The organism is Methylothermus subterraneus (assembly GCF_054656915.1).
On the sequence record NZ_BAAHXK010000006.1, the window covers coordinates 148985 to 170149 of the forward strand.

20 protein-coding genes are annotated in these 21165 nt (G+C 61.7%); 7 read left to right on the top strand and 13 right to left on the bottom strand.

Translation table 11 applies throughout. From position 1 onward, the window contains the following. Positions 1-28 precede the first annotated feature (28 nt). The 3 genes from ACYQ3M_RS07360 to ACYQ3M_RS07370 all read left to right on the top strand — a co-directional run bounded on the left by ACYQ3M_RS07360 (position 29) and on the right by ACYQ3M_RS07370 (position 4776). Positions 29-1921, top strand: a complete 1893-nt coding sequence (locus ACYQ3M_RS07360; RefSeq protein WP_460035416.1) for a TonB-dependent receptor plug domain-containing protein — start codon at positions 29-31, stop codon at positions 1919-1921. After that, the gene (locus ACYQ3M_RS07365; protein ID WP_460035417.1) at positions 1918-2589 is read left to right on the top strand and encodes a hypothetical protein; all 672 of its coding nucleotides are present in this window, start codon (positions 1918-1920) and stop codon (positions 2587-2589) included. Before ACYQ3M_RS07360 ends, ACYQ3M_RS07365 begins: the two co-directional genes overlap by 4 nt. Positions 2590-2724: 135 nt before the next feature. After that, positions 2725-4776, top strand: coding sequence for a putative bifunctional diguanylate cyclase/phosphodiesterase (locus ACYQ3M_RS07370; RefSeq protein ID WP_460035418.1), 2052 nt, complete (start codon positions 2725-2727; stop codon positions 4774-4776). Positions 4777-4779: 3 nt separating this feature from the next. Here the strand turns inward: ACYQ3M_RS07370 and ACYQ3M_RS07375 are convergent, their stop codons facing one another. Both ACYQ3M_RS07375 and ACYQ3M_RS07380 read right to left on the bottom strand, forming a co-directional pair. After that, entirely contained in the window at positions 4780-5067 is a 288-nt protein-coding gene (locus ACYQ3M_RS07375; protein WP_460035419.1) for a chaperone modulator CbpM, read from the bottom strand. Positions 5068-5070: 3 nt separating this feature from the next. Then, the gene (locus tag ACYQ3M_RS07380) at positions 5071-5991 is read right to left on the bottom strand and encodes a DnaJ C-terminal domain-containing protein (protein ID WP_460035420.1); all 921 of its coding nucleotides are present in this window, start codon (positions 5989-5991) and stop codon (positions 5071-5073) included. Between the two features lie 124 nt (positions 5992-6115). On the opposite strand from ACYQ3M_RS07380, the gene ACYQ3M_RS07385 reads away from it, so the two are divergent. Continuing rightward, positions 6116-7147 carry a nitroreductase family protein gene (locus ACYQ3M_RS07385; RefSeq protein WP_460035421.1) on the top strand — a complete coding sequence of 344 codons (1032 nt, stop codon included), beginning with the start codon at positions 6116-6118 and terminating at the stop codon, positions 7145-7147. On the opposite strand, the gene rfbC is transcribed toward ACYQ3M_RS07385, so the two are convergent. Genes rfbC through ACYQ3M_RS07420 form a run of 7 tightly spaced genes read right to left on the bottom strand, consistent with a single transcriptional unit; the run spans position 7144 to position 13325 of the window. Beyond that, positions 7144-7713 carry a dTDP-4-dehydrorhamnose 3,5-epimerase gene (rfbC, locus tag ACYQ3M_RS07390; RefSeq protein ID WP_460035422.1) on the bottom strand — a complete coding sequence of 190 codons (570 nt, stop codon included), beginning with the start codon at positions 7711-7713 and terminating at the stop codon, positions 7144-7146. The genes ACYQ3M_RS07385 and rfbC overlap by 4 nt on opposite strands. Then, complete coding sequence (rfbA, locus tag ACYQ3M_RS07395; RefSeq protein ID WP_460035423.1) at positions 7710-8591, bottom strand: glucose-1-phosphate thymidylyltransferase RfbA; 882 nt, start codon at positions 8589-8591, stop codon at positions 7710-7712. Before rfbA ends, rfbC begins: the two co-directional genes overlap by 4 nt. Then, entirely contained in the window at positions 8588-9652 is a 1065-nt protein-coding gene (gene rfbB / locus ACYQ3M_RS07400; RefSeq protein ID WP_460035424.1) for a dTDP-glucose 4,6-dehydratase, read from the bottom strand. The genes rfbA and rfbB overlap by 4 nt, the downstream gene beginning before the upstream one ends. Next, positions 9649-10449 carry an ABC transporter permease gene (locus ACYQ3M_RS07405; protein ID WP_460035425.1) on the bottom strand — a complete coding sequence of 267 codons (801 nt, stop codon included), beginning with the start codon at positions 10447-10449 and terminating at the stop codon, positions 9649-9651. Before ACYQ3M_RS07405 ends, rfbB begins: the two co-directional genes overlap by 4 nt. Beyond that, positions 10440-11180, bottom strand: coding sequence for an ABC transporter ATP-binding protein (locus ACYQ3M_RS07410; protein ID WP_460035426.1), 741 nt, complete (start codon positions 11178-11180; stop codon positions 10440-10442). Before ACYQ3M_RS07410 ends, ACYQ3M_RS07405 begins: the two co-directional genes overlap by 10 nt. Next, on the bottom strand, positions 11177-12133 hold the full coding sequence (locus ACYQ3M_RS07415) for a PQQ-dependent catabolism-associated beta-propeller protein (RefSeq protein WP_460035427.1): 957 nt from the start codon (positions 12131-12133) through the stop codon (positions 11177-11179). Before ACYQ3M_RS07415 ends, ACYQ3M_RS07410 begins: the two co-directional genes overlap by 4 nt. Positions 12134-12143: 10 nt before the next feature. After that, on the bottom strand, positions 12144-13325 hold the full coding sequence (locus ACYQ3M_RS07420) for an ABC transporter substrate-binding protein (RefSeq protein ID WP_460035428.1): 1182 nt from the start codon (positions 13323-13325) through the stop codon (positions 12144-12146). Here ACYQ3M_RS07420 and ACYQ3M_RS07425 point away from each other — a divergent pair. Continuing rightward, positions 13324-14427, top strand: a complete 1104-nt coding sequence (locus ACYQ3M_RS07425) for a mitochondrial fission ELM1 family protein (RefSeq protein WP_460035429.1) — start codon at positions 13324-13326, stop codon at positions 14425-14427. The genes ACYQ3M_RS07420 and ACYQ3M_RS07425 overlap by 2 nt on opposite strands. 7 nt (positions 14428-14434) lie before the next feature. Here ACYQ3M_RS07425 and ACYQ3M_RS07430 read toward each other — a convergent pair whose 3' ends face one another. From ACYQ3M_RS07430 to ACYQ3M_RS07445, 4 genes are all read right to left on the bottom strand, one after another. Continuing rightward, positions 14435-15376: a hypothetical protein gene (locus ACYQ3M_RS07430; RefSeq protein ID WP_460035430.1), complete on the bottom strand. Its 942-nt coding sequence runs from the start codon at positions 15374-15376 to the stop codon at positions 14435-14437. A gap of 74 nt (positions 15377-15450) precedes the next feature. Beyond that, positions 15451-16311, bottom strand: coding sequence for a radical SAM protein (locus tag ACYQ3M_RS07435; RefSeq protein WP_460035431.1), 861 nt, complete (start codon positions 16309-16311; stop codon positions 15451-15453). After that, the gene (locus ACYQ3M_RS07440; protein WP_460035432.1) at positions 16301-16765 is read right to left on the bottom strand and encodes an LEA/WHy family protein; all 465 of its coding nucleotides are present in this window, start codon (positions 16763-16765) and stop codon (positions 16301-16303) included. The genes ACYQ3M_RS07435 and ACYQ3M_RS07440 overlap by 11 nt, the downstream gene beginning before the upstream one ends. A gap of 44 nt (positions 16766-16809) precedes the next feature. Then, the gene (locus ACYQ3M_RS07445) at positions 16810-19188 is read right to left on the bottom strand and encodes a Lon protease family protein (RefSeq protein WP_460035433.1); all 2379 of its coding nucleotides are present in this window, start codon (positions 19186-19188) and stop codon (positions 16810-16812) included. A 68-nt stretch (positions 19189-19256) separates the two neighbouring features. On the opposite strand from ACYQ3M_RS07445, the gene ACYQ3M_RS07450 reads away from it, so the two are divergent. Beyond that, on the top strand, positions 19257-19778 hold the full coding sequence (locus ACYQ3M_RS07450; RefSeq protein ID WP_460035434.1) for a TRAP transporter small permease subunit: 522 nt from the start codon (positions 19257-19259) through the stop codon (positions 19776-19778). A gap of 5 nt (positions 19779-19783) precedes the next feature. Further along, positions 19784-21160 carry a TRAP transporter large permease gene (locus ACYQ3M_RS07455; RefSeq protein WP_460035435.1) on the top strand — a complete coding sequence of 459 codons (1377 nt, stop codon included), beginning with the start codon at positions 19784-19786 and terminating at the stop codon, positions 21158-21160. The last annotated feature ends 5 nt before the right edge of the window (positions 21161-21165 follow it).

A 21165-nucleotide genomic window follows, 5' to 3' on the forward strand; every position in this document is an offset into this window, starting at 1 on the left:
CGGATAAGCTTGACGTGCGAGAGAAGCCGTGCGCGGCCTGGTGTGGGGTGGGCTGCTGGTTGCCGGCCTGGCCTCGGCCCAAGAAGAATACGCCTTGTTGTTTGAGCCACCGCCGGCGGCCACCGCCCTGCGTTACCTGAAGCCGGCCGCGCAAGCCCCCGCCAGCGTCGACGTCATCACCGCCGAAGACATCGCGCGCTACGGCTACCGCAGCGTCGCCGAGGCGATCTCCAGCCTGCCGGGGTTCCAGGCGACCTACGACCGCGCCTACGCCCACCTTCAGGTGCGCGGCTTTAGCGTCCCCGGCGACTACAACGGCCGCATCTTAGTCCTGATCGACGGCCATCGCCTGAATGAAAGCCTGCAGGACTACGCCGGTCTGGACAGCGATTTTCCCCTCGCGATGGCCGACATCGAGCGCATCGAGGTGGTGCGGGGGCCGGCCTCGAGCCTGTACGGCAGCAACGCGGTGTTGGCGGTCGTGCAGGTCTTCAGCAAACGCCCCAAAGCCACGCAGCTGGAGTTAGAACACCGCGCCGCAAGCTTTGGCAACTACCAAGGGCGCTTCGGTTTGGCGGCGGTCGCCGGCGAGGGCAGCGCCTATCTCTCCGGCGCGCTCTGGCGCGCCGACGGCCGACGGGTGCTGCGCTTTTCGGAGCTTGGGCGGGCGCGCGAGCTCGACAGCCAAGACGGCCGCCGCCTCTTTGGCGCGCTGGAGTTTGGCAACCTGCGGTTTAGCGGCGCGTTTATGGAGCGCGCCAAAGAGTTGCCCAACGCGACCGCGCGCTTTGGCGATCCGGGGACCTTGTTTCACGACCGGCGCGCCTACGCCGACCTGTCCGGCCGCCGCGCTTTGGGCGACTGGCAGGGCAATGTTCGCCTCTTTTGGGATCGCTACGAGTTTAGCGACCGCTTGCCGCAAACCGAGACCGTCAACCGCGATCTCTGGCACGCCGAACAGGCCGGGCTGGAGCTTTGGGGCGAGCGCTTTCTGGGCGCCCACCGCGTTCTAATTGGCGGCGAATACCGCGCCAGCTACCTAGAGCGCATGGACAACTTCGACCGCCCCGGCGAGACAGCGCATGCGCGCAACCGCAGCCGGAACCACGTCGCGTCGGCGTTTGTCCAGGACGAGTGGCGACTTCTCCCGCCGCTTGCGCTGGTGGCCGGCTTGCGCTTTGACTACTACGCGCGCATCCGCGACCCGACCTTCAACCCGCGCGCCGCGCTGATTTGGTCGCCGCGCCCGGACACGACGGTGAAGATTCTTTACGGCCGCGCTTTCCGCGCTCCTAACGCCTTCGAAAGCGACTACGCCTGCTGCCAGGGGACCTGGCAGGCCAACGCCAAGCTGCGCCCTGAGCACGTTCATACCTTCGAAGCGGTGCTGGAGCGGCAATGGGCGCGCTTTGCTCTGCGCCTGGCGGGCTTTCACTACCGCTTGGAGGACCTGATCGAACTCCGGCAGGCCGGGGGCATCAGCCGCTTTGTCAATTCCGGCAGCATGCGCTCCTCGGGGTTTGAGGCGGTGGGCAAGGCGTATTGGGGCCTGCTGTCGGGCCAGCTCTCTTACAGCCTGGCGAACGCAGAGGATGCCAAGGGGCGGCGCTGGCCCGACAGTCCCCGGCATTTGATCAAGAGTCGCCTCGCGCTGCCGCTGTGGGGCGAGCGCTTGGTTTTTGCCACCGAGGCCAACTATGTGGGTCGCCGCCCTACCGGTTTGGGCGGGCAGAGCGGCGATCACTTGCAGCTCAATTTCACCCTGACCTTCAAGCCTGTCGCCGGCCTGACCGTGGGCTTTTCGCTTTACAACGCGCTCGATCGTCCCTACCGCGACCCGCCGTTTGCGCCGATCCTGCCGGTCGAGATCCCGCAAGACGGCCGCACTTTTCAGGCGCGTTTGGAGTACCGCTGGCCATGAGGCGGCTGCTATGCTTGGCGATCCTCTGGTTTGGAGCGGCGTGGGCTTGTCCCGAAGACGCGGTCGATTTGGAGCTTTCCTACCCGGTGCCGCCTTACACCGAGGTGGCGGAATTCTTGCGCGCCAAGCTGCGCGCCCGGGGCATTCCGCTGGCCGAGCCGCCTTCGCCGTGCCCGCGGTTTTTCATCGCCCTGGGGCAAAAGGCAGGCGAGGCGATCCGGCGCCGCGACCCGAACACGCCGATCGTCGCCGCGCTGGTTCTGGACGAGGCCGCCATCCAAAAGCTGGCCCCGGCCACCGGCGTGTGGCTCATGCATCCTTTGGAAGTGCAGTGGCAAGCCTTGCGCGCCTGGCTGCCGCAGCTAACGCAGCTGACGGTGCTGTACGATCCGCGGTTTGCGGCCCAGCTCGACTCCTTGGAACGCTTGGCGCGCCGCGATCGGATCCGCCTGCACGCCGTCGCCGTCGACAGTCCCAAGCAGCTTGCCACAGTTGCCGAGCGGTTGCCGAGCGTGGGGGCGGTGTTCATCCTGGGCGACGGGCGGGTGTTCAACCTGACGGCGGCCCAAGCTCTGCTGCTGTTTGCCCGCGCGCGGCGTGGCTGTGGTCGGGCTGTCGGCGCAGTGGGTGGAGGCGGGGGCCACGTACGCCCTAGACTGGGAGTTTGAAGATTTGGCCGAGCAGGTCGCGGAGATCGCGGCGGCGCTTTGGGCGGGCGTCCCGCTCGCTGAGCTGCCGCCCGTTCCGCCACGGCGGTTCAGGCCGGTGAGCAATGCCTGGTTCATGAGTCAAAGGAGGCCGCCGTGACCCATTTGAACGCCTGGCTCTACCGAGTGCTCTTGATCAGCTTATTGGCGGGCGGCTTGAGCGGCTTGAGTTTGTTTTTCAACATCGAGATTGACCATCGCCTTAAGGAAGCCGACCAGCAGGCGCGCGCCCTGGCCGAACTGCTCGCCGACGCCAGCGCGCCTTTGGTCTATCTGCAAAACCAAAGCGGCCTTTTGAGCTTGCTGAAGGCGACCGCGCATTGGGAAGACCCGCTGACCGTGAGCATTTACGATTCCTCCTGTCGCCTCCAGTTCAACTGGCCGCCAAACGGCTCCGCGGTGGCTTGCCGATCCGGATCCTCGCTTGCCTGGCGCGACTTTTGGACGCTGTCGCCCCCAACCGTCGTGCACGCGGTGCCCATTGCGGCTCCGGTCGCCCCGGCGGAAGTCGGCCTGCTGGGTACGGCCAAGGAAACCATCGGCTATCTTGTGCTGCGCCGGCAGCTTGTCGGCTTGCGCCGCGAGGTTTGGGCCTTGTTTTCGGCCAGCCTGATTCCGCTTTTGGCTGTGAGCCTGTTGATCTGGCTGCTCGCCGCCCGCCTTTTGGATCGTCTTATCGTCCGGCCGCTCCTGGAGCTGGAAAAAAGCCTGGAAGCCGTTACCCAAGGGCAAGACGCGGAGATTTCCGAGTTTTCTCCGATTGCCGAGATCGCCTTCGCGCAACGCGGTTTTAACGAGCTTAGCCGCTGGCTCAAGGCGTACCGCGAGCGCATCGAAAAGCTGGCTTTCTACGACGGTCTGACCGGGCTTGGCAATCGCACGCTGCTTCGCGAGCAGATTCAAAAGCACATGAGCTTAAGCCGGCGGCAAGGGTTTAGCCTGGCGCTGATTTTGTTGGACTTGGATCACTTCAAGCGGGTCAACGACACCCTAGGTCACAGAAGCGGCGACCTCTTGCTGGCCGAGATCGCCCAGCGTCTTAAGCGGTGCACGCGCGCCGAGGATTTGGTGGTGCGCTTAGGGGGCGACGAGTTCGTGATCGTGTTGCTCGCCTTAAGCCAAAACCTCGCCCAGGCGCACACTCAAGCGCTGGCGGTGGTAGAAAAACTGAGCGCCGTCCTCAACCAGCCCATCCGCCTTGGGGAGTACGATCTGACCACCACCGGCAGCCTCGGGGTCGCCTTGTTTCCGCACGACGCCGAAGACTTTGAGACCCTGTTCCAATGCGCCGATACCGCGATGTATCAGGCCAAGGAACGCGGCCGCAACGCTTTTTGCTTCTTCCATCAGAGCACCTCTTTGCCGAGCCGAGAGCGCCTGTCGCTCGAGGCGGCCTTGCGCCGCGCCGTCGAGCGGGGGGAGCTGGAATTCGTCCTGCAGCCGCAAGTCTGCTATCCCCAAGGCTGCCCGGTCGGGGCGGAGGCGCTGCTGCGCTTTCGCTTCCATGGCGAACCGGTGCCGCCGAGCGAGTTCATCCCCATGCTCGAGGAGTCGGGCCTGATTTATCCCGCGACCGAGTGGTTGGTGCAAACTTTGCTTACCTATAAACAGCGCTGGCAAGCCCAGGGGCTGTGCGGGCAGCTTAAGCGCCTTGCGGTCAACCTCTCGCCGGTCCAGCTCTGGCGGCCGGACTTGGCGGACCGCCTGCTTAAGGCTATAGAAGGCATGGAGGACGTCGTGTTGGAATTCGAGCTGACCGAAAGCGCGCTGCTGCAGCCGACTCCGCAGATCCTCGAGACGCTCGAGGCGCTGCGGCGAAAGAACGTGCGCTTGGCGATCGACGACTTTGGCACCGGCTACTCCAACCTCGCCCACCTGCGCCATCTCCCCGTCGATGTCCTGAAGATCGACCAGGCGTTTGTGCGCGATCTCGCCAATCCCAGAACGCGTGCCCTGGTTGAAGCCATCGTGGCTTTGGGACGTGCGCTGGCGCTCGAGGTCGTGGCCGAAGGAATCGAGACGGCGGCGCAAGCGGAGTGCCTTGGGCGTTTGGGGTGTCCGGTGATGCAAGGGTTTTACTTTGCTCCTCCCATGACGCCCGAGGCTTTTGCCGGCTATCTGCGGCAAAGAGTGGCCGCTTGCGGGTAAACGCTACCGGCGCAGGCGGTTCACTTCCTCCAACAGATCGAGGATCAAGGCCGTCCCTTCGCGGTTGACCCCAAGGTCCCGCTCCAGCCGCAGGGCGATCTTGAGGCGCTCGAACGCGGAGGCGGTAAAGCGCCAGTTCGAGGGCGCCTCGCCCTCCACCTCGATCACCCCTTCGTCGACCAGCGCGGCGACCTGCTCGGCGCTCACCTCGCAGATCTGGCACACTTCCCAGAGCGTCAGGCGGAAGCGCTCGTCCAGCACCGTGCCGAATAAGATCTCGTTGTCGGCCATGGCCTATCCTCCTATCTCTCGGCGGGGATTGAACGGCATGAGCTTGGCCATCTCCGCGTAAAAGCGCTTTTTTGCCTCGGTGTCGGCCGGCGGGGTGTGGATTTTCAGGATCAAGTATTGATCCCCCGGCGGATGGCCTAGCCCCTTGCCTTTCAGACGCAGCTTTTGGTCGGTCTGCGACCCCGGCGGGAGTTTAAGCGCCACCTTGCCTTCTAGGGTCGGGACCTCGATTTTGGCGCCTAAGGCGGCCTCCCAAGGCGTGATCGGCAAATCGAGATACAAATCCTTGCCTTCGACCTTGAAAAATCGATGGGGTTTGAATTGGACCTCCAGATACAAATCGCCGGCCGGTCCCCCGCCCATCCCCGGCGCCCCTTGGCCAGCTAAGCGGATCTTCTGCCCGGCCAAGATTCCCGGCGGGATCTTGACTTGCAGCTGTTTGCTGCGGTCCACGAGGCGGCCGCTGGCCGGATCGGCTTCCGGGATGCGCACGCTGATGGTTTGGGTAGTGCCGCGGTGGGCCTCTTCGAGGTCGATATAGACTTTGGCGTGCAAGTCCTCCCCTCGCGTCCTCATGCTTCGGGGGCGAAAGCCGCCGAACAGGGTCTCGAAGAATTCGCTAAAATCCCCCAACCCGGTTTCGGCAAACCCGCGACCAAAGCCAAAACGTTCCTCCCAATCCGGCGGCGGCCTGAATCTTTGGCCCGCCTGAAAGCTTCCCAGTTGATCGTACGCCTTGCGCTTCTCAGGATCTTTGAGGACCTCGTAGGCTTCGGCGACTTCCTTGAACTTTTCCTCGGCGTTGGGCTCTTTGCTCACGTCGGGATGGTATTTGCGCGCCAGCTTGCGGTAGGCGCGTTTGATCTCCTCGGGGCTGGCGTCGCGGGGAACGCCCAGGATTTGGTAATAATCTTTAAATTCCATCGAGTTTTAAGGCAGTGAAAAAGCCTTATCTTACGGGATGGCTGGGGTTTTTCGCGCGCTGTTTCCCAAAAATAGCCATAGAGACTATATTTAACGCTGTAGGTCCTTGTTTGGCAATCGCGCGATGCACCCTCTTCCATCCTGGCTCGTTTATTTGGCCGAGGCCGGGCGGCTTGCCCCCTCGGCCGACAATTCCCAGCCTTGGCGCTTTCGTTTTGACGGCGAACGCTTCGCGGTCGAATTCGAGCCAAGCCGCGGCAGTTTGGGGCATACCCATCCGGCGGTGCACTTGGCGTTTGGGGCGCTGTTGGAAAACCTCACCCAAGCCGCGCGCGCTGCAGAGATCGATCGAAGTACTTGGGAGTATCCCGATTTTGCCGCCACCGGTTGTCTGGTGCAGATTCCTGCGCCCGACCGGGCGCCGGCTCAAGACCGTCTGCCGCAAGCCATTCTCGCCCGCCACACGAATCGCTTTCCGTTTGCGCGAACGCCCTTGCCCGAAGACGCCGTTTTAGCCCTCACCGACTATCGCGAAGGCGGCGCTTCAGCTTGGGTATTCTGCGACCGTAAGGCGATCGCCCGGCTGGCGCGGCAGGTGCGTTTGGCTTCGCAGCTGCGCTTTCAAACCGAGGCGATCCACCGCTGGCTGGCAGGCTCTTTGCGCTTTACCGAGGAAGAAGTCGCGCGCGGGGAGGGTCTGGACGTCGAGACCTTGGCCTTGCCGCCGGGCGGCAAGCTGCTAAGCCGGTTTCTGAGCCGCTGGGAGAGGCTGGCTTGGCTCAACCGCTTTGGCGCTTACAAGCTGCTGGCGCGCATCGAAGCGGCTCAGTTCACCCAAACCGGGGCGGCCGTCGCCATCGTGGGCGAGGATCCTAAGGCGTGGCTTGCCGCCGGCAGGCTTATGGAGCGGGTGTGGCTGGAGCTTACCGAACGGGGCTTGGCGGTGCAGCCTTACTTCGTGCTACCCGACCAACTTTGGCGCTGGCGCGCTGGCGAGATTCCCGCGCACTTGCAAACGCCGGCCCAACGCCTAATCCAAGAAGCCGAAGCGTTTTTCGGCGAGCAAACTTTGTTCATGCTCTTGCGCGTGGGGTTCCCCACCCGGGCTGCCAAACGCTCTAAGCGGCTGCCGCTTGCGGCTTTGGTGGTTGCTTAAAGCGGGGAATCGGGACGAAAAACCGGCAGCGCCTCGTCGGGTAAGTCTTTGAGGAAAGAGCCGTTTTGGTCCTTGACCGACAAAATAGGCGCAGCGACCGGCCAGGCGATGCGAAGCTCTGGGTCGTCCCAACGCAGGCTGTGTTCGGCTTCGGGGTGATAGAAGTCGGTGCACTTGTAAGCAAACAACGCTTCCGGGCTCAAGACGCAAAAACCGTGGGCGAAGCCTTCAGGGATGTAGAGCTGGCGGTGATTGGCTTCGGACAATTCGTACCCCACCCAGCGGCCAAAGGTCGGCGAGCCTTTGCGGATATCCACCGCGACATCGAATACCGCCCCGCGCAGCACCTGCACCAGCTTGCCTTGGGGGTGCGGCCATTGGTAATGCAGGCCGCGCAGGATGCCTTGTCGGGACAAAGACAGGTTGTCCTGGACGAAATGCGCCCGGATGCCCGCCTCGCGGTAGCGTTTTAGGTTCCAGGTCTCCATGAAGAAACCGCGGGCGTCGCCGTAAACGTCCGGCTCGATCAGGAGCACGCCTTCAAGGGGCGTTTTTAAGACCTTCATCGGACCGCCCCTTGCTCCAAGACGCGCCTTAAATAAGCGCCGTAGCCGTTGTTCTTGAATCGCTCCGCTTGGCGTTCGAGCTGCTCGGCGGTGATCCAGCCCTGCGCGTAGGCGATTTCTTCAGGACAACAGATTTTCAGCCCCTGGCGTTCCTCGATGGTCTGGATAAAGTGCGAAGCCTGCATTAAGGATTCGTGCGTGCCGGTGTCGAGCCAAGCGATTCCCCGCCCGAGTTTCACCAAGTGGAGCTGGCCTTGGGCCAGATACTTGGCGTTGAGGTCGGTGATCTCGAGCTCGCCGCGGGCCGAGGGGCGCAAGGATTTGGCCAGTTCACACACCTGGCCGTCGTAAAAATAGATTCCGGTCACCGCCCAGTGGGATTTGGGTTGTTTGGGTTTTTCCTCCAGGCCTACTACCTTGCCTTGGACGTCGAACTCGGCTACCCCGTAACGCTGCGGGTCTTTGACCCAATAGCCGAACACCGTAGCCCCTGCGCTCCGGGCGTTGGCTTGTTGGAGCAGGCCGGTGAGGCCGTGACCGTAGAAGATGTTGTCCCCCAGGATCAGGCAGCTTAAGTGCCCTTGGATGAAATCCTCGCCGATGAGAAACGCCTGAGCGAGGCCGCCGGGATGGGGTTGGATGGCGTAATGCAGCGCGATGCCCCATTGGCTGCCGTCGCCCAAAAGGCGCTTGAACAAAGGCGCATCGTGGGGGGTGGTGATCACGAGGATCTCGCGCATTCCCGCCAGCATTAAAGTGGCCAAAGGATAGTAAATCATCGGCTTGTCGTACACCGGCAGAAGCTGCTTGCTCACCGCCAAGGTCAAGGGATGCAGGCGGGTGCCGGCGCCGCCGGCGAGGAGGATGCCTTTTCTCATGCCAGTACCCCTAAGCGTTCGCGCCGGTAGCTGCCGTCGGTGACCCGCCGGCACCAGTCTTGGTTCTCCAAATACCAGCGCACGGTTTTTCTGATCCCGGTCTCGAAGGTTTCTGCCGGCGACCACTGAAGTTCGCGGTGAATCTTGGAGGCGTCGATGGCATAACGCAGATCGTGGCCGGGACGGTCGGCGACGAAGGCGATGAGCTGCGCGTGAGGGCGGTAGGGAGAATGGGGCAGGAGTTCGTCGAGGAGGCGGCAGAGGGTCTGGACCACCTCAAGGTTGGTCTTTTCGCTGCCGCCGCCGATGTTGTAGACCTCGCCTGGCCGACCGGCCTCGAGCACGCGCTCGATCGCCCGGCAGTGGTCTTCGACGTAGAGCCAGTCGCGCACGTTCTGACCGGTGCCGTAGACCGGCAAAGGCTTGCCTTCGATCGCGTTGAGGATCATAAGGGGAATGAGCTTCTCCGGGAACTGGTAGGGGCCGTAGTTGTTGGAGCAGTTGGTGGTCAAGGTCGGAAGGCCATAGGTGTGATGGTAGGCGCGCACCAAATGATCGGAGGCGGCTTTGGAGGCCGAGTAAGGGGAGTTGGGACGGTACGGGGATTCCTCGGTGAACTTGCCGGTGGGCCCAAGCGAGCCGTAGACTTCGTCGGTCGAGACGTGCAGAAAGCGGAAGCGCTGCCGCTCGGTCTCAGGCAGATCGCGGAAGTAACGGCGGGCGGCCTCTAAGAGTTCGAAGGTTCCGACCACGTTGGTCTGGATGAACGGCGCCGGGGAGTCGATGGAGCGGTCGACGTGGCTTTCGGCGGCGAAGTTGATGATCGCCGTAGGGCGGTAGGCGCGCAGCAGACTCAAAACTTTGTCCCGGTCGCCGATGGAGCCTTGGACGAAGACGTGATCGGGATGATCGAGCACCGCCGCCAAGGTATCCAGGTTGCCGGCGTAGGTGAGCGCGTCCAGGTTGACAATTCGCGCTCTGCCGCGGGCGATCTGGCGCAGGACGAAGTTGCCGCCGATGAAACCGGCGCCGCCGGTTACCAACCAGGTGGGTTTAGTCATGTGGCTCTCCGCGTCATCATGCCTTTGGACGGATGGTAGCCCCATACCGCCAAGATCAAAAACAGCGTCATGGTCGCTAAAGTATAGAGGAAAGCGTACCGCTCAAACTGGCCGTAGAGGGCAAAGCGGATCAGCTCCACCGCCTGCGAGAAAGGGTTGTAGTGAGCTAAGGCGGCTAACCAAGGACTGGCTTCCTGCAGTCGCCACAAGGGATACAGGGCAGTAGAGAGGAAAAACATGGGGAAGATGACGAAGTTCATCACCCCGGCGAAATTCTCAAGCTGCTTGATGAACGAGGACAGCAGCATCCCCAAAGCCCCGAGCATCAGGCCGCTCAAAACCAGCGCCGGAAACACCTCGAGGTACCCTAAGGGCGGGGCTTGGATTTGATAAGCCCAAGCGATCGCCAGGAAGACGTAAGCTTGGAGCACCGAGACCAAAGTGCTGGCGAGCAGCTTGCTAAAGAGCAGATACCAGCGCGGCAGGGGCGCGGTGAGCAAAACGCGCATGCTGCCCATCTCCCGATCGTAGACCATAGACAGCGAGCTTTGCATGCCGTTGAACAGCAGGATCATCCCCGTCAGCCCAGGGGTAATGTATTCCTCGTAGAGGATGTAGGTCGAGTAAGGCGGAATGACCGCCAGCCCCAAAGTGGCGCGAAAGCCGGCGGCGAAGATGAACAGCCACACCAGAGGCCGCACCAGAGCGGCGATGAAGCGGCCGCGCTGGTGGATGAAGCGCAACAGCTCGCGGCCGACGATCGCGTTCAAGGCGCGTAGATAATGCATCAAGCGCATGCCGAACGCTCCGCGGTCAGCGTCTGAAAGGCTTCGGTCAAGGTCTCGGCCTGCGCTTCCCGGACGACCTCGGCGACCGCGCCGGCGGCGCAGACTTTCCCTCGATGCAGCACGATCAGTTGGTCGGAAGGCCAGACCTCGTCCAAAAGATGGGTGGCCCAGAGAATCCCGATGCCTTGTTCTTGACTCAGGCGGTGAAGATATTCCACTAAGGCCCGGCGGCTTTGGATATCCAGCCCCACGGTCGGCTCGTCCAAAAGCAGCAGGCGGGGGCGGTGGAGCAAGGCGCGGGCGATTTCCACCCGCCTGCGCCAGCCGCCGCTCAAGGCGCGGACCTTGGCGCTGCGGTAGGCGGTCAGATCCAGGCGAGCCAGTTCTTCGGCGATCCTGCGCTCGGCCTCTCGGGAGCTCAAGCCGTGGAGAGCGGCGGCGTAGCGCAGGTTCTGCTGCACGCTCAGATCCAAATCCAGCGTGGGCTGTTGAAATACCACCCCTAGCTGGGCCAAGGCCTGGCAGGAGTGGCGGCGGTTGTCTAAACCGGCGATGCGGATGGAACCCGTGGGGCTGTCGAACAGGCGGGTGATCAGATTGAACAAGGTGGTCTTGCCGGCGCCGTTGGGCCCCAAGAGGATGGCGCACTGGCCGGGGAGAACACGGAAGCTGACGTCGTCCAAGGCCGGTTTGTGGCCGTAGGCGAAGTGGACGTGTTCGACGGCGAGCGCCTCCTTCATGGCCTGACCGCCACCCCCCAAGGGTAGTGGCCGACGGCGATGGATTTTATAGGCTTTAACTTTTCCGTATCGATCACGGTGATGTCGTGGCTGGCGCCGTTGGTGGTAAACAGCCGCTTTTGGTCGCTGGAGAAGGCCAGTTGCCAGACGCGCTTGCCGGTTAGCAGGTAAGCGACCACTTCAAGCGCTTGCGCGTCCACCACCGCCACCCGATTGGCCGGTCCCAAGGCCACGTAGCCGTAGCGGCGCGCCGGGTCGATCACGACCCCCACCGGCTGCACCAAGGCCTGGGGAACGCCGGGAATGCTGAACTTGAGCTTTTTCACCACCTGTTTGCTGGCCACGTCGAAGACGGTGAGCGTGCTGCCGATCTCCGAAGTCACCCAAAGCTGCTGGCTATCTGGGGTGAAAGCCGCGGCTCTCGGTCTTGGGTCGACCAGGGTGTTGGCGACGATCTTTAAGGTCTTGGGGTCGATCCAGTGGACCATGTTGGTGGTTTCTGAGGTGCTTACCACCCACTGGCCGTCGGGGCTGACGGCGATGCCTTCGGGTTCTACCCCGACGGGGATGGTTTGGATCGCTTGCCCGGTCTTGAGGTCGATCACCGTGACTTGGTTGTCGTCCTCGTTGGAGACGTAGAGGCGTTCGCCTTTGGGGTCGAGGGCGAAGGTCTCCGGGTCTTTGCCCGAGGGCAAGGCGCCAAGGCGCTGGTAGGTTTGCGCATCCAGCACCAAGATCGCGTCGTCGTCGCTGGCCGCCACGTAGATCTTGCGGTAATCCGGGCTGAGTTTGATGTCCCTTGGCCGGCGGCCGATTTTTAGCGTTTGGGTCAGGGTAAGATCGGCGCCATCGACGACGGCCAAAGCGTTGTCCTTTTCCAAGGTGACCAAGACCGTATCGGCCAGAACCGGCAGAGCAAGGCAAAGCAAAATCGTAAGCCCCAAAAGACGCATAATTTCTCCTTCAACGCTTAAGGCGGCATTTGGTCTCGCGCCTATCATACCCTAAGGTGTCCAATTCGTTCACCGGGTGCAAAAAGCCTTCCAGCGGTGCGACGGCGACCACGTCGTAGGCGTCGGCCAGCAGGATGGGCTGGCGCAGTTGCCCGTCCCAGGGTCGAAACGACAGCGGCACGCCTTTAAACCCAGGAAGCGCCAGCTGCTCGCTGAGCAAATAATCGCGGATCTGGGCAAAATCGACGCTCTGGGTGCGGGTAGCGGCCTCGCCGATGGCGCGCACCGCCAGCCAGGCGGCGTAATCTTCCGGCTGCATCCAGCGCCCGGCGAGCTTGTAAAAACGGTTTTGCAACTGCACCGCCCCCCACTGTTCGTGCGCCGGGTGCCAGGCGGTGGCGATGAGCCCGTGCGTGCCGGCGACCGGTCTAGGCAGCCAGGTGCGGTAAGGAAAGTAAGCGCCAAACAGGTCGGCCTCGTCGGCCACCAGCAAAACGTCGTAATCGGCGCCTTGGGTGAACACGGAAACTTCCGATTCTGCGGTACGCCGGGCGTCGTAGGTATGGGTCCAGGGCTTTTCGGCGACGATTTTGATCCCAAAGCGGGAAGCGGCGCGCTTTAGAGCCGCGGCGAACAGCCGGTCCTGCGGCATGGGTCCGGGCACCAGAAACCACTTTTCCCAACGCTTTTTTTTCAGATATTGGCCCAGGGCGTCGGCGCGCATGGCGTGGCTAGGCAGAGTGTGGAGCACGTTGGCGCGGCAGTCTTTGCCTCTTAGGCGGTCGTCGTAGGCGCCGACGTTGTACAATAGAACGTCTTCCGCGCCGGGAGAGTCGGCCAGGCTAAGGAGCGCATCCGCCGGCAGGTCGACCACGATATGGCGGAAACCGGCCTGGCGCAGGAAATAGAACGCGCGCTTTGGGTCTTCGCCCTGCGCCAGCACCGCTCCCACAAGGCGGAAAGCCTGATGGGTGAATTGGCCGGTGGTGTTGTCGTCCTCGATCCCTAACTCCGCCCCGCGGATCCCAAGGTCTGGGTACAAGGGCTTGAGATGGATGGTCGCCGGCCTAAGATCCTCCCGCGCTTGACCCAAATAGGCGATAAATACGGTTTCCGCACGGCCCTTAGGCAGCCAGAAAGCCAGGACCAGCGCGATGAGCCAAGCGATGCGATGGCGAGCTAGAGTACCCATGCAAGGGAAAAATTATAACCGATCCGGTGAGGTACCGCGGGTTTGGCTGCTGTGCGGCCAAAAGCCTGGGGACAACCAGCAACTTATCGCTCTGGCCGAGGCGCTGGGGTGGCCGTATGCGCGCAAGCGGCTAAATTATCGGCCGTATGAATTGCTGGTAGGGCGTTTTGGCGCAAGCTTGCTGGGGATAGACCAAGGCGCAAGCGATCCTCTTACTCCCCCCTGGCCGGATTTGCTCCTGACCGCCGGTCGCCGCAACGAGCCGGTGGCGCTGTGGATCCGCAAGCAAGCGGCTAAAGTCGGCCATCGGGTGCGTATCGTGCATCTGGGACGGCCGTGGGCCAGGCTTTCCCACTTCGATTTGATCGTGACCACGCCGCAGTACTTTCTGCCGCCGTTGCCGAACGTGCTCTGCAACGTTTTTCCGCTGCACGCTCTGACCGCGGAGAAATTGGCGCAGGCGGCGGAATTTTGGCGTCCGCGGCTAAAGGTGCCTGGGCCTTATCTTGCGCTTTTGGTCGGCGGCTCCAGCGGCCCGTATATCTTCGACGCCAAGGCGGCTTCCCGGCTGGCGCACGGGGTAAACGAACTGGCTCGTCGCAAGGGCGCGTCGGTCTTGGTGACGACCAGCGCCAGGACCTCGCCCGAAGCCGCCAAGGCTTTGCTCGCAGCGCTCAAAGCTCCGGTGGAAGTCCACTTTTGGCGGGCGGGGGAGCAGGAAAACCCTTATCTTGCCTATCTTGCTTTGGCGGAGGAAATCGTGGTCACCGGCGACAGCATGTCGATGCTGGCCGAGGCGTGCTTTACCGCAAAACCGGTGCATATTTTTCCTTTCGGCGCCGGGCGCTTTGCCATGCGTCCCGAGGCGCCCCTGGCGCCTGAACCGCGCCCCCTTTGGGACCGGGAGAGGTGGCGCGCCTTACGCAGCGCGTTGGGATTGCGCCTGGCGCCGCGCCGCTTGCGGCGCGACGTCTGTCGGATCCTTGGGGCAGCGATCGAATCCGGTCGGGCCGTGTGGCTGGGAGAGGCGTTTTCGAATCCGGTGCCCCCGCCTTTGGACGAGCTGACTTCCACTGCTGCCCGCGTCAAAGCGCTTTTATAAAGCCGTTTTAGGCGGCCTTGGCCGCCGGCGCGTCCCATCCCAAAGGATGGCGGGGCGGCGGCAACAGGGGTTCGACGCGCGCGATGACTTCGAGAGCGTCGTGGCGCACGTGGTTTTGCGCCATCTCGGCGCGGATCTGGTCTTCGCTGACGATGCCTTGCTCTAGGCACTCTTTGACCAGGCCGAAGAAATAGCGCTCCTGGTTGGGGTCGGGATGCTTTTGGTAGCGGCCAAGGAAGGCGTATTCGCCAAACAGGTGGCGGCGGACGCGCAGGATGAGGCCCCAGAGATTGTTCTTCTCGGCCGGGCGAAAATCCACCGGCAGCCCCGTCTTCCACGGTTGGGTCTTGCGCTTGGTGGTGTGCAGCATTTTAGTTTTGGGGGTCAGTTTGTCAAAGTCGTTCCATTCGTTCTCGAACAGCTCGATCGCCTCGCGCGGTTCGAGCCGTAGGCAAATCCAGTCCATGTAGTCGACTTCAAAGGTGAACAGTTTGTTGAAAGTTTCCTCTACGTTCCAGTGGGTGAGCTTGGCGCAATCCAACAACATTACGCTGCTCGCTAGGCACCCCTCCTTGCCTTTCTGGCCGGTGCGCGGGCGGCACAGGATCGCCGCCCTTCCCATGTCGCGGGAAAGCAGTTCCCACACGTCGCCCACCGCAAACACGTCGGGGTCGACGACCACCGCTCGGCCTTGATAATTCATCAGCTGAGGGGGCATAAAACGCAAGGGCGTAAAGGATTGCAGGTCGTCGTTGAGCCAGACGCGCTTTTGTTTGTCGCGCAGGTAAAGCTGCCCTTCGCGCGCGTGGAGGAAAGGATAATCCTTGTGGTGGATGATCTCGACCGTGAATTTATCGGCGTTGGGCGAGTTGCGCTTCATGCTGTAGGCGGACACCACCGCCCCCAGCCATTGCTTGTGATTGGTGTGGACGAAAACGCGGTATTCCATGGGGTGACCTCAATCTTTATATGGAATGGACGCTTGCCTAGTGTAAGCGAAAAAAGCCTAAAATCAATCGGGTTTTAAGGCGTCAATTGGACCGAAATGCCCAGCGCGCGGATTCGTTCAGCGAACTCGTGCATCCACGTCACCGGCAAAGGGCCAAGGCGGCCGGCCTCGGGCTGCCTAGAAGGCCGGGCCAGACCGTATAGGAGTACGCCCTGGATGGGAATGGCGCGGCTTAGCGCTTGAGCTAAAAAGTCCAAGTACGCCTTTTGCTCGCTTGACGGCGGCGGTTGCCCGTCGAGGGCGAATACGCAAGTCTGAATCCACACCGGGCAAAGCGCGGCCGCAAGTTCGAGATTGGCCAGCATCCGGGCAGGAGCGATGGCCGCGCCGTTGATGCGCTTTAGCCCTTCGCGCGTGGCGCAGTCGAGCTTGAACCAGACCTCGCCGCCGAGTTTTTGCCAGCGGGCCAGGCCTTTTTGCACCGCCGGGCGATGAATGAGGCTGCCGTTGGTGATGAGAACTTTAGCAGGGATAGGCAAAGGAACCGAGCTTAAAGCGTCTTCCAAAGTGGCGATGGCGGCGTCGAAATCTTTCAAAGTAGTCGGCTCGCCGTCGCCGGAGACGGCGATGTCTTTCAGCGTTCGGTAGGCTTCAGGCACCTGAAACCGCCGGTAAAAGTCGCCGTTTTGCATCCGCCGGAGCAGGCCGATAAGCTCCTGCTTGAGTTGCCGGTGATCGAGCGGCGGGGCTGTGCCGCGTTGCAAGCCGGCCACCTGGCAGTAGATGCAGCGCCAGTTGCAGGCGCGGTTGGGGTTGAAGTTAATCCCTACCGAAATGCCGCCGGCGCGGCGCGACACGACGGGGTAGACGTAAGTTAACCCGGCCAGGTCGCGGCGATGGTCGGTGACGGTCAGAAGGATCGGATCAGAGGCCATCTTGCTCGCCGAGGAAGTGCGCAAAATCCAAGCTGCCTTGAGTTTCGAACGGAATCCGAAGGTCGCGGCTGAAACCTCGGCTTAGGCTTAAATGCCCTTGGATGCGGTAAGCCAAGCTCTGCTGCGCGCTCAAGATTTGCTGCAGAATCTGGAAAGTCTGGACGGTGGCGATTAGATTTAAATCGGCTTGACCGTAGGCCGGCACCTCGACCGGATGGTTGCTCAAACCCCGCGCCAAGAGATGGCCGTTGAGGAACACGTCGGCGACCGCGCCGTTGAGCTTGAAGCCATACGCGTTGGGGTTGTCGATTCGCAAGCCGATTAAGAAATCCTGCGCCAGAAGCCTGCCGCCACGAAGCTGCAAATCGGCGAGGGAAACTCGGGGGTGCGCGAAGGTGGAAAGGTCAGCGCAGCCGCCTAAGGCAAGAAAAAGCAGTAAAACCACAGCACGCATGGGGTAAGCGAGTTTAGGTTAACGCGCCCATTGTAGCACGGCGTTCAGTCGCCTGCAGGCAAGCCGGCTTCGTGCTCGTACAGCGCGGCGATTTCCTGCAGGCGCGCTACCGCCTTGCCGTTGATGGAATCTTCAGGGTAGTTGCCCGCCGCATCAAGGGTACCCGCAGGCACGCCAGTAAGGAGCTCAAGGGTTTGGTCCACGCAGTCTACCGGGTAGAGATGGAACTGACCGTCCTTGACCGCTTCGATCACCTCGTCTTTGAGCACCAAATCGTTGAGGTTGGCGGCCGGGAAAATGACCCCGTGATTGCCGCTTAATCCACGAGCTTTGCAGAGGCGGAAGAAACCTTCGATTTTCTGATTGATTCCGCCAACTGCCTGCACTTCGCCGTATTGATTGAGCGAGCCGGTGACCGCAAAGCGCTGTTGAATCGGAACGCAGGTGAGCGCCGAGATCAAGGCGCAAACTTCAGCCAGGGCTGCGCTGTCGCCGTCGATGTAGCCGTAGGACTGCTCCAAAGCGATGTGGGCGGAGATCGCAAACGGGAACTTGGAGGCGTATTTGTGTCCCAGATAGCCGGATAGGATCATTACCCCTTTAGAGTGAATCGGCTGACCAAGGCTTACTTCCCGCTCGATGTCCACGATGCCCTTGGAGCCGGGATAGACGGTGGCGGTGATGCGCGCTGGAATACCGAAGCTGAGTTTCCCCGTCTCCAAGATGGTCAAGCCGTTGATCTTGCCGACCGCGGCCCCGTCGGTGTCGATGAGGATGATTCCCGTAAGGATATCCTCGAGGAGCACTTCCGCCAGCCGGCCTTCGCGCTGTTCCTTGGCGGTGAGCGCCGCCTCCACGTGGATTGCGTCGATGTGGGGGGCTTGACTCTGTGCGCGCCACCACTCCGCCTCGCGCATCATATCGACCAACTCTCCAAGACGCGCCGAGAGCTTGCGTCGCGATTCGGCCAGACGCGAGCTGTAGTTGGCCAAACGCAGCACCGCCTGGCGGGTAAGGGGGGCGGTGTGGTGGACCTGGGTCTTGTGCGCCAAGAATCGGGCGAGCAGCGTCAAAGTTTCGGGAGTGCGGGGAAGATCGTCGTCGAAGTCGGCCACCACTTTAAAGATCTCGTTGAATTCGGGATCCAATTCCTGAAGCAGAAAATACTGCTCGCGGTCGCCGACAACGATGACCTTGACGTCTAGGGGGATAGGGGCGGGGTTCAAAGTCGCCGGCAGCAACCCCGTCGGTTCATAGAGCGGCCGCTCGATGAGCAATTGTCGACGCTTTAACGCTCGTTTGAGGGTTGACCAAACCAAAGCTTCGGAAAGCAGCTTGTCGGCTTCCACGATCAAGTAACCGCCGTTGGCCCGGTGCAGCGACCCAGGATAAATCCGCCGGTAATTGGTCTCCATGACTCCTTGTTCGGCCGTGTATTCGATGCGTCCGAACAAATTGGGATAGTTGGGGTGGGTTTCGTAGATCACCGGCGCCCCTTCGCCTTCGGCGTGGGTGACGAGCAGGTTGGGGGAGTAATCTTCCTGAAGCCTCTTGCGCCGTGTGGCTTCATCGAGGTCTTCGGCGCAAAGTTTTTCCCGCGCCTTGACTTCCAAGTCCGCGCGCAAGCTGGCAAAAAAAGCGGCCACCCCCGCGATTCCCGCATAGCGCTCTTCTAAGGGTTTAAGCAGTGGGTCGATCGCCTGGCGAATGGTGGCGTGGTCGAGCTCGCGCTGTTTTTCCGCCATTTCGCGCTTCCACTGGGGGAGTTCGGCCAGCAGGTCGGCTAGGTAGTCTTCCAGCTCGGCCACGGCGCGGTTGAACGCGTCGCGTTCGGCTTCGGACAGTTGGGCAAATTCCGCCTCGTCCAGCGGCGCGCCTTCCTTTAAGGGAGTGAAGGTGATCGAGTCGCCGTCGCGGAAAACCGCGACGTTCATCGTCAAAGCCTTGTGCTCAAGTTGGTTGAAAGCGTGTTCGTAGCGCTGGTTGAATTCGCGCTCGATGAGGTGGTTGCGGCGCTGGTAGGAAGGGCTTTCGAAAGCGGCTGGGACGGTGTCGAGCAGCTGATCGAGCAAGGCCTCCATGTCGGCGGCAAACTGGCGACCCAGGCCGGCCGGCAACGCGACGGCGATCGGCTCGCGCGGTTCGTCGAGCCGGTTGAGGTAGATCCAATCCTCGGGCGTAGGACGGGCGCGGGCAGCCTCCTTGAGCAAGGCCAGAATAAGCGTCAAGCGACCGCTGTCGGGTTCCCCCATGGCGTAAACGTGGTAATCCGAAGCCATCGTGATGGCAAAGCGCAATGCTTGCTCGGCGCGGGTTTGCCCGAGCACGCCGGGGAACGGTTCCAATTCGGCGGTGGTGGCAAAGTCCAAGCCTGCAGTGTCGGCAAGCGGTAACGCCGTCCAAGCTAAGGGCGAGTGGTTCATGCAGAGGCGATTTCTTTTCCTTATAATTGGGCAAATTGCGTCAGCTTACGATAGTCTCGAGAATGCGCGTGCTTTGTACGATTATCGCCGGTTTTGTTCGAGCCGTCGATGGCTTGAACGAGTGGCTAGGAAAAACCCTGGCTTGGTTGGCTTTGGGGATGGTGAGCGTCACTTTTGCGGTCGTGGTCCTGCGCTACGGTTTTAACCTTGGCTGGATCGCGCTGCAGGAGGCGGCGATCTATATGCACGCGTTGCTGTTTATGCTCGGCGCCGCTTACACGCTCAAATACGATGCCCACGTGCGGGTGGATATCTTCTATCAGCGCTTTGGGTCGAAGGGACGCGCTTGGGTCGATTTGCTGGGCGCCTGGCTTTTTTTGATCCCGTTTTGCGCTTTTGTGGTTTGGAGCAGTTGGGATTATGTCTTGGCTTCTTGGGCCATTCGCGAAGGCTCGCACGAGACGGGCGGATTGCCTTTGGTGTTCGTACTCAAAAGCGCGCTGTTGGGATTTGCCGGCACCTTGCTGCTGCAAGGGGTAGCGCAAAGCGGCAAGGCGTTGTTGGTCCTTCTTGATCGCTCAAAATCTTAAGGATGGTGACCGAGTATACGTTAGCCGGGGGGATGTTTGCCGCGGTGTTTTTGGTTCTGCTAAGCGGCTATCCGGTGGCTTTCGCGTTGGGCGGGACGGCTTTGCTCTTCGCCGCGCTCGGGACGTGGTTGGAGTTGTTTGACGCGGCTTTCCTTTTGGCTCTGCCCAACCGGCTGTTCGGCATCATGACCAACGAGACCTTGATGGCGGTGCCGCTGTTCGTATTTATGGGAGCGGTCTTAGAACGCGCGAAAATCGCGGAGGACTTGCTCGACACCTTGACCGAGCTGCTCGGTTCTTGGCGCGGAGGGCTTGGACTGGCGGTGACGGTGGTCGGGGCGTTGATGGCCGCCAGCACCGGCATCGTCGGAGCGACGGTAGTCACGATGGGGCTGTTGTCTTTGCCGACGATGCTCAAGCGCGGCTATCATCCTGCCTTAGCGTGTGGGACGATCTGCGCTTCCGGGACGTTGGGGCAGATCATCCCGCCTTCGATCGTCTTGGTGCTGCTTGGGGACGTGATCGGCTCGGCCTACAGTCAAGCCCAACTCGATCAAGGCGTGTTTGCCCCCAAAGCCGTTTCGGTGGGAGACCTGTTCGCCGGCGCTTTGCTGCCGGGGTTGGTGTTGGTGGGGCTTTATCTAGTATTTTTGCTGCTTCTGGCGTGGTTCAAGCCGGAGTGGATGCCGGCGCGGCCGGTCGGTGCTAGGCATGGCCGCTTGCTTGGACGCGTGGTCAAAGGGCTTGTTCCTCCTTTGCTGTTGATCGTAATGGTCTTAGGCTCCATCCTCGGCGGACTGGCCACGCCGACCGAGGCGGCGGCGGTGGGGGCGGTCGGCGCGCTCGGGCTTGCGGCGCTGCGGCGGCAGTTGGACCTTGCCCGCCTGCGCGAGGTGATGCAAAGCACCACCCGAATGAGCAGCATGGTGTTTTTGATTCTGATCGGAGCGGCGTTGTTTTCTCTCGTCTTTCGCGGGTTTTACGGCGATGAAATGGTGGTCGAATGGTTGACGAAGCTTCCCGGCGGCGCTTTGGGTGCGACGGCTACTGTGATGGCGGTGATGTTCGCTTTAGGGTTCGTGCTGGACTTCATCGAGATTACCTTTGTGGTCGTGCCCATCGTCGGACCGGTGCTTTTGGGACTGGGTTTGGATCCGATCTGGCTCGGGGTGATGATGGCGATGAATCTCCAGACCTCGTTTTTGACCCCGCCGTTTGGCTTTGCGCTGTTCTATCTGCGCGGCGTCGCGCCGCCCCAAGTCAGCACTTGGCATATCTACCTCGGCGTGATCCCGTTCATCGCCATCCAGCTGCTCATGCTCGGGATTTTGGCCCTGTGGCCGGCTTTAGCCACTTGGTTGCCCGAGCAAATTTATGAATAAACGAA